The organism is Synechococcales cyanobacterium T60_A2020_003 (genome assembly GCA_015272205.1).
In the GTDB taxonomy this organism is placed as follows: domain Bacteria; phylum Cyanobacteriota; class Cyanobacteriia; order RECH01; family RECH01; genus JACYMB01.
In genome coordinates, this window is record JACYMB010000298.1 from 1 (window position 1) to 10406 (window position 10406).

Below are 10406 nucleotides of genomic sequence, written 5' to 3' on the forward strand. Positions count from 1 at the left end.
ACTTGCTCTTTTTTGATTCTGATACCCCGTCCGCTTGCGGCGGGGTAGTTCATTCCAGCGTTATACTCTGACCAGTTGCGGATGCGGTATTGAGGTTTCATGGCAGGTTTTATGTGTGATAACTGAAATTTACCATGCCTCTCCCGCCCGCAACCCCTCTTTCATGCAACAACGCCCAGCCTTGATGTCAACAGGGAATACTATAGCGCTAGCCATATTGGTTAGGACATTTTGGTGGGGCGGCGAATGTCCATGTCCTAAGCTAGCTGGCAACAGCTATGCTAGAAAATATCTCTATAAAATAGCGAGCTTGGTATCACCAAACCCGCTCAGTTTTTTGATTACTGCCTGCTTACCTATTGCGAAGGTCAATCATCCAGAGGCTAGCCAAAGATACTGCCAAAGAACTCGATCGCTTCTTTTAGCGCTGCGATAAAGACATCTACTTCTTCACGAGTATTGTAGAAATAGAGACTGGCGCGTGCGGTCGATTGGGCACCGACCTGACGATGTAACGGCTGGGTGCAGTGATGACCTGCTCGAATCGCAATACCCGCTTGATCCAAAATGGTAGATAGATCGTGAGGATGGACTGCCCCGGTCGTAAACGAGGCGAGAGAGGCACGATTGCTAGCGGTCGCGTTGGGTTTTGGCCCGTACACCCGAACTTCAGGCAATTCGTCTAGCCGCTCGAACAGATAGAGAGTTAATTCCTGTTCGTAGGCGTGAATTTTATCCATGCCAATCTCAGTCAGGTAGTCTACCGCTGCACCGAGGGCGATCGCCTCGGCAATGGCCGGAGTTCCCGCCTCAAATTTGTGGGGCACATCGGCATAGGTGGAGTGATCCAGATAAACATCGGCAATCATTTCTCCACCCCCTAAGAACGGAGACATCGAGCGCAAAACATCACGCTTACCGTAAAGAAAGCCAATCCCTGTTGGGGCACACATTTTATGACCCGATGCCACTAGCCAATCACAACCGATCGCCTGCACATCAATGGGCATGTGGGGCACACTTTGACAAGCATCAATTAGCACTTTAGCGCCGTATTGGTGGGCAAGCTCGACGATCTCCTCCACAGGATTGATGCATCCCAGGGTGTTGGAGACATGGACCACGGAAACTAGCCTCGTTTTTTTGGATAGCAGCGTCTTAAACTGCTCCAAATCAAACTCCTCTGTTTCAGTCAACTCGACAAACTTCAGCACCGCCCCCGTACGTTGAGCTACCAACTGCCAGGGAATCAGGTTGCTGTGATGCTCCATCACCGTCAGGATAATTTCATCCCCCGGTTGCAGCGTGGTCATACCCCAGGCATAGGCCACCAAGTTAATTGCCTCGGTCGCATTGCGGGTATAGACAATTTCTTCCCGATGAGCCGCATTTACAAAGGCCGCGACCTTGTTCCGCGCGCCTTCGTAGGCGTCGGTCGCCCGGGCACTCAGGGTATGCACCCCCCGATGCACGTTGGAGTTATCGTGGGTGTAGTAATGATTCAGCGCATCCAAAACCGCAAGCGGTTTCTGGGAGGTGGCAGCGTTGTCAAAGTACACCAACAGTTTCCCATGAATCTCTTGATGGAGAATCGGAAAATGGGGGCGGGTGAGGGTGGCTAGGGTGCGTTCCTGAGTTAGGGTCATGGTTCGGGAGGGGTAATCAAGCGTTAGGTCTGAGCGAGGATCGACTGCGAAAGACGCTGCTTTAGCGAATCGAGCGGAATGGTGTCTAAAATTTCGTAGGCAAAGGCATAAACCAGCAAACGGCGAGCGTCATCTTCGTTGATGCCTCGGCTGCGGAGGTAGAACACTTCATCAGTTTGAAGTTGGCCGACGGCGGCACCGTGGGTACACTTCACATTATCCGCCACAATTTCCAGTTGGGGTTTGGTGTCTACCCGTGCCTTAGGGGAGAGCAGCAATGTCCGGTTTAACTGTCCGGCATCGGTCAACTGGGCGGACTGGGGGACATACACCTTGCCGTTGAAAATGGCGTGAGCGCGATCGCCCACAATGCATTTGTGAAGCTGACGGCTTGTACAGTAAGGTTTGGCGTAGATGATGGCACTATGGGTATCGGCAATCTGGGACTGGGCGATCGCTGTTAAGCCGTTTAGAACCGTTTCTACCTGTTCACCCGTATGGAAAACGTCGAGGTTATGCCGAGAGAGCGAGGCTCCCACGCTAATCGCCTGCGTCATATAGCGAGAACTCCGCGCCTGAGTCACGACCGTTTTCCCAATATGGAAGGCATGCGTCCCCTCTTCCTGTAAACGGGTATGGGTGACCTGCGCGTTTTCCTCTAGCCAAATTTCCGTAACCGCATTGGTGAGACAGACGGCATTCGGGGTCGAGCGATAATCCTCTACGACCGTTAATCTACTGTTGGCCTCTGCCACGATCAGGACACGGGGCTGAACAAAGGTGGGAGATTCGCCAGTCGAAACGAAGAGAAGATGAATGGGAACATCGACTGTGACATTGCGAGGTACCACGATCACCGCAGCGTCGCTTAACCCCGCAGTGTTGAGGGCGGTAAACACTTCGTTTGCATTAGGCTGTTTCGCCAGGTATTGCTGTAGCTTCGGCGCGATCGCCCCATCCTGGAGAGCCGCAGCGAGATGGCCGGTCCATAGCGTAGCCGGAATCCCAGAACGCGAGGAGAGCGACTCAACATACCCTCCATTCACGAAGACTAACCGACTGGTTGCCGCTTCTGGGATATCCCAGGTGTCAACGTCGAGAGGGGCGATCGCCTCTGGGGAGGGAGCCTGAAAATCAATCTCTAATAGAGGAGAGAGATTGGTAAACCGCCACTCTTCGTCGCGACCGGAGGGAATCGCTAGTTCCTGAACCTGGGCGACGGCCTGCTGTCGAAGGTCTTGAATGAGGCGGCCATGATCCGATGCTAGTAACGACTCTGGTACGTCGAGTCGTTGGCTCAGCAGTTGCCGCAGGTATGCAGTACGATTCTGCACCTGTCCAGAACCAATCTCTGCGGGAGTTGGAGAAACTTGAATACTCATTTACACCCCCGCTGCCGCTTCGTCCAGCACCCAATCGTATCCCCGGTCTTCCACTTCCAGCGCCAGTTCTTTGTCACCGGTGCGGAGAATGCGACCGTTGGCCATGATGTGAACGTAGTCGGGAATGATGTAGTTCAATAAGCGCTGATAATGGGTAATCACTAACATCGCGTTATCCGGCGTAGAGAGTTGGTTCACACCATTGGCAACAATCCGCAGAGCATCCACATCCAAACCGGAATCCGTTTCGTCCAGAATTGCCAGGGTAGGATCAAGGAGCGCCATTTGCAGGATCTCGTTGCGCTTCTTCTCACCACCGGAAAAGCCCTCGTTGACGCTGCGGCTGAGGAACGCAGGATCCATCTTGACCACATCCAGCTTCTCGCGCACCAGTTCGTCAAAATCAAAGGCATCCAGTTCGTCTTCGCCCAGATACTTCTGCTTGGAGTTGTAGGCGACCCGCAAAAAGTCGAGGTTGCTAACGCCCGGAATTTCGAGGGGATACTGGAATGCTAGGAACACGCCCGATCGCGCCCGATCTTCTGGCTCCATCTCCAACAAATCCTGGCCTTTATAGGTGACACTGCCACCCGTGACTGTGTAATCAGGATGACCGGACAGAACCTTTGAAAAGGTGCTTTTACCGGAACCGTTTGGCCCCATAATGGCATGGATTTCTCCGGCTTTGATCTCCAGGTTTAACCCCTTCAGAATCTGGGTTCCGTCTACGTCGGCGGTTAAATCCTGCACCGATAAAATTACGTCGCTGTTCTCACGAATCACGTCTCAAGTCCTCTGTACTGCGTTCTCGAATCTCAAGGTATGGGCTAGATCGCTAAACCTAGGGTTAACCGACGCTGCCTTCCAACTTCAGCGCCAATAGGCGATCGGCCTCTACGGCAAACTCCATCGGCAACTTATTAAATACGTCTTTGCAGAAGCCGCTGATCATCATAGATATGGCGTCCTCTGCGGAAATGCCCCGCTGAGCAAAATAGAAAAGCTGATCTTCCCCAATTTTGGAGGTAGACGCTTCGTGCTCCACCTGCCCAGAGCTATTTTGCACCTGGATATAGGGGAACGTGTTGGCTTGAGCCGTGTCGCCAATCAGCATCGAGTCGCACTGGGAGTAGTTGCGCGCGCCTTCGGCCTTGGGACTGATTTTGACCAAGCCGCGATAGCTGTTCTTGGATTTACCCGCCGAAATTCCCTTAGAAATGATGGTGCTGCGGGTGTTTTTGCCCACGTGAACCATCTTGGTTCCGGTATCGGCCTGCTGGTAGTTATTAGTTAGGGCAACGGAATAGAACTCGCCCACGGAGTTATCGCCCACCAGCACACAGCTTGGGTATTTCCAGGTGATCGCCGATCCGGTTTCCACCTGCGTCCAGGAGATCTTGGAGTTCACGCCCTGGCAGAGTCCCCGCTTGGTCACGAAGTTATAGATACCGCCTTTGCCGTTCTCGTCCCCAGCAAACCAGTTTTGGACGGTGGAGTAGTTGATTTCGGCATTGTCCAGCGCGACCAGTTCTACCACCGCTGCATGGAGTTGGTTGGTGTCGAACATGGGCGCAGTGCAACCTTCCAAGTAGGTGACGGAACTCCCTTCTTCTGCCACGATTAACGTGCGTTCGAACTGTCCCGACTCACCGTTGTTGATGCGGAAGTAGGTGGACAAGTCCATCGGGCACTTGGTGTTTTTGGGAATGTAGACAAAGGAACCGTCGCTAAATACGGCAGAATTCAGCGCGGCGAAGTAGTTGTCGCCAATGGGAACCACGCTACCCAAGTATTTTTCAACGAGGTCTGGATACTCCCGCAGGGCTTCAGAGATAGAGCAGAAAATCACTCCCTCTTCTGCCAACTTCTCTTTGAAGGTGGTTGCCACTGAAACACTATCGAAGATCGCATCCACAGCGACGTTGCTCAACCGCTTTTGCTCGGAGAGGGGAATGCCCAGCTTCTCAAAGGTTTCCAACAGGGTCGGATCCACTTCGTCTAAGCTACCAAGCTTCTCTTTTACTTTAGGAGCAGAGTAGTAAACGATGTCTTGGTAGTTGATGGGGGGATACCCCACGGCAGCCCAATCGGGTTCCGTCATTTTCAACCATTGACGGTAGGCTTTTAGACGAAATTCCAGCATAAACTCCGGCTCATTTTTCTTTGTCGAAATCAGCCGAATCACGTCTTCATTCAGTCCCCGTGGGATCACGTCGGACTCAATCTCGGTAACAAAGCCGTACTTGTACGGTTGGTTGACTAGGGTTTTTGCAGATGGTGCCATGGGTGGTGTTCTCTCTCAGTGCGCGATCGCAAACGGTGTTAGACGGACAAAATCAAGGCGCGTCCAGACTAGTACTGATTGATGGTAGCGCGGATTTCTTCGACCGAGATTTCTTGCTTATCTCCAGCAAAGTCATTATCAGGGGTGAGGAATAGCATGCAGTGGCATTCCTTCCGCTCTCGCATGGGGACGCAGGGACAGTTCCAAAAGGCAGCGGCAGCTTCGGCCTGCTTGTCTTCATAGTGACGGCAAGGACAGAGCGGTGCGCCCAAATCGTCCTTATGTTTGGCAAGTCCCTCAATGACCACCGCCGTTACGCCAAGGTCGGCACAGAAGTAGGTTCCGGTGCGTTTGGCATAAGTCTCGGCAAAATTCCGCATTGCTTCGAGACTTTTTTCAGAGGCTTGAGTCGGTTGAGTTGATGTATTCATGGAATCGGCAACGTAAACGGTACAAAAGTTATGCGTGATGGCGATCGCCCATGGGGTCGCCTATATCAGCTTCTCAAAGATTGGCTCCGTTTGTTGCAACTGCATGCAAAGAAAGCTAAATACAGCGAATTGGATAAGCCAATTGATGAGGACTTGCCAATCGAAAGGCGGGACGGTGCCATCCTCTCGTATAATTAAAACAACATGATTGTTGTTTATATCATTATAGGCTACTTTAGCAACATCTCTGTTGTCAAAGTCGAATTTTAGACGATTTCCCAAGCGCTCTGCTCTTCTTTAAGTATTGTTAAACTCTTTTCCTGAGAAGACGATGGCATCCATACAGCACCCTTCCACAAAGCAAGACATTTTGGACTACCTCATGCGGCAGGGGCAGGCCAACGCTCAGGACTTGGCGAATTCCTTACAGATTAGTCCCCAAGCCACGCGCCGACACTTAAATGATCTAGAAGCAGAGGGGCTGATTGAACATCGGCAGGTGCAAACAGGGATGGGGCGACCTCAGCATTTGTATACCCTTAGCGACAAGGGGCGCGATCGCTACCCCGATCAGTATGACGAATTTGCCCTGGATTTGCTCGATACCCTGGCGGAAACTGTGGGTCGGGAGCAGGTTGGCACAATCTTACGGAAGCAATGGGAGCGCAAAGCCCTGGAATATCGTCGGCGAGTCGGCAATGGTTCCCTGCAAGAGCGGGTTGCGAATCTAGTTGCGTTACGAAAGGCTGAAGGCTATATGGCCGAGTGGCATTCGGTGGATAGTCTGCAAGATGTGAGTGCGGCTGGAGCGTCGCCCCAATACATCATCACCGAGTACAACTGCGCGATTTCTCACATTGCCGAATCGTTTCCGAGCGTGTGTGGTCATGAATTGGAAATGTTTTCTTTGGCGCTGGATGGATGTAAGGTAGAGCGGACGCACTGGCTCGTCAACGGGGAACATCGGTGCGGCTATCTGGTTCGAGAAGCATAATTGACAGATTCATGACTCATTTTCAACCGCAGGTCGAGTTTTTAACCCCTGAAGAGAGTGCCCAAGTGGATCAAGCCCTCCTGACGGCACGCGATCGCTTTTCTGCCCGTGTCGCGCTGTATTCATTGCGATCGCTCAAACAAATTGCCGCTGAAACGCAGCAAGAGATTCCCGCCATCACGCCAGCGCAAATCCAGGCTTGGGTGCAGCAGGACACCACCCTCACTCAAGGGGTAGATATAGATGCTGGGTTCCTTCAGTTTTTTACCCAACTGGTGCTGTCATCGCTGAAGCCATTGACCCAGATGGCGGAATCCTATGGCGTGGCGATCGCAGATTTGGATACGTCCCAGGTCATCGCCTGGTTTGAACAAGAGGCCAAACGCCTCCTGTAGGGGCAGGTTTAGCCGACGGAACCGATTTCAGATCAGGAGTGAATAATCAAAACCTGCTCCTATCCATCCCGCAAATCACCGCACCGCATGAACCGATTGCAGCGATTTCACCGTCGCAATCACGGTTTCGGCCACCTGATCGATGTCCTCCTGCGTATTGAACCGTCCAATGCCGAACCGGAGGGATGCGTAGGCCAAGGCTTGCGATCGCCCCAAGGCCGTCAGCACGTGGGACGGGCGCGACTCCGCCGACGAGCAGGCGGATCCCGATGAAACAGCGGCGATCGCCCGTACGCCTAAGAGCAAAGCTTGTCCATCTACCCCCTCAAAGCAGACATTCAGATTTCCAGGGAGGCGTTGAGTCGGATGCCCATTCATGTGAACGCCGCCGATGGTTAAGAGCTGATACCACAGGCGATCGCGCAATTTCGTTAATCGGGCATTCTCGACCTCTCGTTCTTCTAGTCCTAACGCGATCGCCTTGGCAAATCCAACGATTTGAGGGACGTAGAGCGTTCCCGACCGCATCCCCCGCTCATGGCCTCCCCCGTGCATTTGGGGAGCAAGCTGCACGCGGGGATCGCGTCGCCGGACGTAGAGTGCGCCGATTCCCTTCGGGCCATAGATTTTGTGGGCGGTGAGGGACATTAAATCCACGTTTTGCGCCTCGACATCAAGCGGAATTTTGCCAAGCGCTTGGGCAGCGTCGGTGTGGAATAACACTTGGCGATCGCGACACCGTTGACCAATTTCCGGGATCGGCTGCACCACACCAATTTCGTTATTGGCCGTCATCACCGAAACCAGAATCGTATCGGGACGAAAGGCAGCCTCTAATTGCGCCAGATCGATCAAGCCGTCAGCCTGAACGGGTAAATAGGTCACCTCAAATCCCAGGGTTTCTAAATAGCGGCAGGGATCAAGCACCGCATTGTGCTCGGTTTGGACGGTAATGATGTGCTTCCCCTTTGAGAAATAGGCTTCGGCAACGCCTTTAATCGCGAGATTGTTGGATTCCGTTGCACCACTGGTAAACACGATCTCTTCAGGGGTGGCGTTAATGGCCTGGGCGATCGCCTCCCGTGCTTGCTTGACGGCAGCTTCGGCCTCCCATCCGTAGGCATGGGTAATGCTAGCGGCATTCCCAAACTTTTCGGTGAAGTAGGGCAGCATCACCTCCAGAACTCGTTCATCAACTGGGGTCGTAGCATGACAATCGATATAGATGGGTCGTGGCATTAAATGTGATCCTCTTCGTGAAACCTCGCAGTGAAGTGAATTGCGAGAACTAGGTTCATCATAAGACGAGTTTCTGGAATGGTAGGCTTCGAAATGTCAACGAACCTGTAGTCTTAACGAACCTAAAAGATTTGCTTTCAACAGGTTATGGAGGTAATGGTGCGATCGCCAAATATGTCGTCATTTGAGCATATCTTTTGAGCCGGATGGCAAAATCCTTTCCTGGAGTTCCCTATTCTCACCCACTTGGGGCATAGAGTTCTCCCTAGGAATCCTGCTATCCTTAGCGTTTGAACGAGTGCTCGATTAGGTTACTGCTGTGCAGAAAATCTATGTCAAAATCTTGAGTGAGAGGGCACACAGTCTCTGGAGTCTATGGTATTGGAACCTGACCCGAATATTGGGCGCGAACTCGGTGGGCGGTATCGCATCGTTGAACATCTGGGAGGAGGGGGATTTGGTCAAACCTACCTCGCAGAGGATAAGCATTTGCCCTACAACCCCCAATGCGTGGTTAAGCATCTAAAACCCAAGCTCCTGGATGAAATGAGTGCGATCACTGCCAAGCGCTTATTTGAAACTGAAGCCCAAGTCCTTTATAAGTTAGGCAGGCTTTGTTTCATGCAACAAAGCCAAAATAGACAATCGAAAGGCTTGGGGAGGCAGATGGATAAGTATTTATCGCTATGCATCTACTCCATTATGAACATATGAAACAATTTCTCATCTTCCTCCCAAAAATTTGTATCATAGGTTACAGAATTTCTACGGCAATCTTGCGCTAAGACCTATAGGGGCAAACCCCAGTAACAGGTTATTTCACGACAAAGGGGATAGGTTGAGCCTTCCCCATTCGTTGTCTTGGCGTGGTGGATTGGTTTTGTGCATGGGGAATAGCCACCCGATCCCGGCAGAAATTTACCGTCAGAGGATTTAGAGGACTTACTGGTTATGCCTATTAAACATCCATCGGTTGTAGGCTCGTTAGATTCTGCACCCTTAGGGTTTCCCTCATCGGTTGAAACAATTTGGGTCAAGTTAAAAGCAACGCCCTCTCCCTATAGTCATTCGGAGGCAGTACTTCTCTGCGAAATAGCTGAAGATAAATGGTTGGCTTGGGTGCCAGACTTTGGTGAGATGCAGTTGACCTCGGCTCAGTTTGTCAGGGATTAGGATTCGGTGGAGGGGACGGATCGGGCGATCGCCCCTCTGCACCAACGAGACTCACTTGAGAACCAATCAATCCCAGAAAACCTGTACCAAAATGCTGAATTTCCAAAAAATTCGCGTGTTCGGGAGCGGGTTTGTAAATGCGGAACGTCTTCATAATGCCCAGCGTCGCCGCACTTTCCAAGGGGCCAATGAACCGGGTATCCCGATCTAGGAAATGGGGTTGTCTCACCCAATGATCCATTTGGCGAGCATTGAGGAAATAGCAGCCAGAGTGGGGATTGAGCGATCGCCCAAATCGCACCGTTTTCCCCAGAATAGTTGCCGTCAAAATAGGCTGTTCTTGCACATTTTGAAAGGCTTCGGTGGCACGGGGACGGATCTCTCCGTCCACGTAGCATCGGTGAACCGAATGGGTCATTGAAACTTCGTAACGATTGGGCTGCAACAGGTTAAGGTCACCGACCTGAGCATTGAACCAGCCCAACTTGGTAAACAACCATGGATCGTGGAGGATTAAATCATCCTCTAAAAAGCAGTAATAATCGTACTCAGCAAGGCGATCGCGCAACACTGCTTGACACTCAAACCCCAGCATCATCGGCTCGGCTTGGGTGGAGTAATGGGTATATAGGGTCGTTGCAATTGGCAAGTCGTTGAGGAGATGCTGCTTCCCCGTGGTACATACCACAATGTCGATGCTCGATTCCGGGTCGGTGTTGGCGGGAATGGCTTGACGCTGATGGATTTGGATGAATCGCTGGGATGTGCCAAAGAGCTGATGGAGTGCGGTAATGCATTGGGCGATCGCCAGCAGCCGTGGTCTTGGATCTCGCTGCTGGGAGCCATGCTTGCCGCCACCGTC

Annotated in this window: 11 protein-coding genes; 4 read left to right on the forward strand and 7 right to left on the reverse strand. The window is 52.1% G+C overall.

From position 1 onward, the window contains the following. Positions 1–383: 383 nt before the first annotated feature. The 5 genes from sufS to IGR76_14705 form a co-directional block, all read right to left on the reverse strand. Complete coding sequence (sufS, locus tag IGR76_14685; protein MBF2079722.1) at positions 384–1646, reverse strand: SufS family cysteine desulfurase; 1263 nt, start codon at positions 1644–1646, stop codon at positions 384–386. A gap of 23 nt (positions 1647–1669) precedes the next feature. Continuing rightward, complete coding sequence (gene sufD, locus IGR76_14690) at positions 1670–3028, reverse strand: Fe-S cluster assembly protein SufD (GenBank protein MBF2079723.1); 1359 nt, start codon at positions 3026–3028, stop codon at positions 1670–1672. Beyond that, complete coding sequence (sufC, locus tag IGR76_14695; GenBank protein MBF2079724.1) at positions 3029–3811, reverse strand: Fe-S cluster assembly ATPase SufC; 783 nt, start codon at positions 3809–3811, stop codon at positions 3029–3031. It lies immediately after the preceding gene. 64 nt (positions 3812–3875) lie between these two features. Further along, complete coding sequence (sufB, locus tag IGR76_14700; protein MBF2079725.1) at positions 3876–5312, reverse strand: Fe-S cluster assembly protein SufB; 1437 nt, start codon at positions 5310–5312, stop codon at positions 3876–3878. Positions 5313–5380: 68 nt separating this feature from the next. Then, positions 5381–5743, reverse strand: coding sequence for a ferredoxin--nitrite reductase (locus IGR76_14705; protein ID MBF2079726.1), 363 nt, complete (start codon positions 5741–5743; stop codon positions 5381–5383). Between the two features lie 331 nt (positions 5744–6074). Between IGR76_14705 and sufR the strand changes: the two genes are divergently transcribed. Beyond that, positions 6075–6737, forward strand: a complete 663-nt coding sequence (sufR, locus tag IGR76_14710; protein ID MBF2079727.1) for an iron-sulfur cluster biosynthesis transcriptional regulator SufR — start codon at positions 6075–6077, stop codon at positions 6735–6737. An 11-nt stretch (positions 6738–6748) separates the two neighbouring features. Beyond that, positions 6749–7132, forward strand: coding sequence for a hypothetical protein (locus IGR76_14715; protein ID MBF2079728.1), 384 nt, complete (start codon positions 6749–6751; stop codon positions 7130–7132). A 75-nt stretch (positions 7133–7207) separates the two neighbouring features. Here IGR76_14715 and IGR76_14720 read toward each other — a convergent pair whose 3' ends face one another. Beyond that, a complete protein-coding gene (locus IGR76_14720; protein MBF2079729.1) occupies positions 7208–8371 on the reverse strand; it encodes an IscS subfamily cysteine desulfurase in 1164 nt (387 codons plus the stop codon). A gap of 375 nt (positions 8372–8746) precedes the next feature. Here IGR76_14720 and IGR76_14725 point away from each other — a divergent pair, with 375 nt between their 5' ends. Together IGR76_14725 and IGR76_14730 are read left to right on the forward strand one after the other, a co-directional pair. After that, positions 8747–9085, forward strand: coding sequence for a hypothetical protein (locus IGR76_14725; protein MBF2079730.1), 339 nt, complete (start codon positions 8747–8749; stop codon positions 9083–9085). Positions 9086–9322: 237 nt separating this feature from the next. Further along, entirely contained in the window at positions 9323–9544 is a 222-nt protein-coding gene (locus IGR76_14730; GenBank protein ID MBF2079731.1) for a hypothetical protein, read from the forward strand. Here the strand turns inward: IGR76_14730 and IGR76_14735 are convergent. Then, the coding region (locus tag IGR76_14735) for a calcium-binding protein (protein MBF2079732.1) at positions 9534–10406 on the reverse strand (873 nt) is incomplete at its 5' end. The two genes, IGR76_14730 and IGR76_14735, sit on opposite strands and share 11 nt — an antisense overlap.

What these genes read in the sequence shown, in the direction of transcription:
- sufS (MBF2079722.1), bottom strand. Translation starts at nt 1,646, where the DNA reads ATGACCCTAACTCAGGAACGCACCCTAGCCACCCTCACCCGCCCCCAT.
- sufD (MBF2079723.1), bottom strand. Translation starts at nt 3,028, where the DNA reads ATGAGTATTCAAGTTTCTCCAACTCCCGCAGAGATTGGTTCTGGACAG.
- sufB (MBF2079725.1), bottom strand. Translation starts at nt 5,312, where the DNA reads ATGGCACCATCTGCAAAAACCCTAGTCAACCAACCGTACAAGTACGGC.
- IGR76_14705 (MBF2079726.1), bottom strand. Translation starts at nt 5,743, where the DNA reads ATGAATACATCAACTCAACCGACTCAAGCCTCTGAAAAAAGTCTCGAA.
- sufR (MBF2079727.1), top strand. Translation starts at nt 6,075, where the DNA reads ATGGCATCCATACAGCACCCTTCCACAAAGCAAGACATTTTGGACTAC.
- IGR76_14715 (MBF2079728.1), top strand. Translation starts at nt 6,749, where the DNA reads ATGACTCATTTTCAACCGCAGGTCGAGTTTTTAACCCCTGAAGAGAGT.
- IGR76_14720 (MBF2079729.1), bottom strand. Translation starts at nt 8,371, where the DNA reads ATGCCACGACCCATCTATATCGATTGTCATGCTACGACCCCAGTTGAT.
- IGR76_14725 (MBF2079730.1), top strand. Translation starts at nt 8,747, where the DNA reads ATGGTATTGGAACCTGACCCGAATATTGGGCGCGAACTCGGTGGGCGG.
- IGR76_14730 (MBF2079731.1), top strand. Translation starts at nt 9,323, where the DNA reads ATGCCTATTAAACATCCATCGGTTGTAGGCTCGTTAGATTCTGCACCC.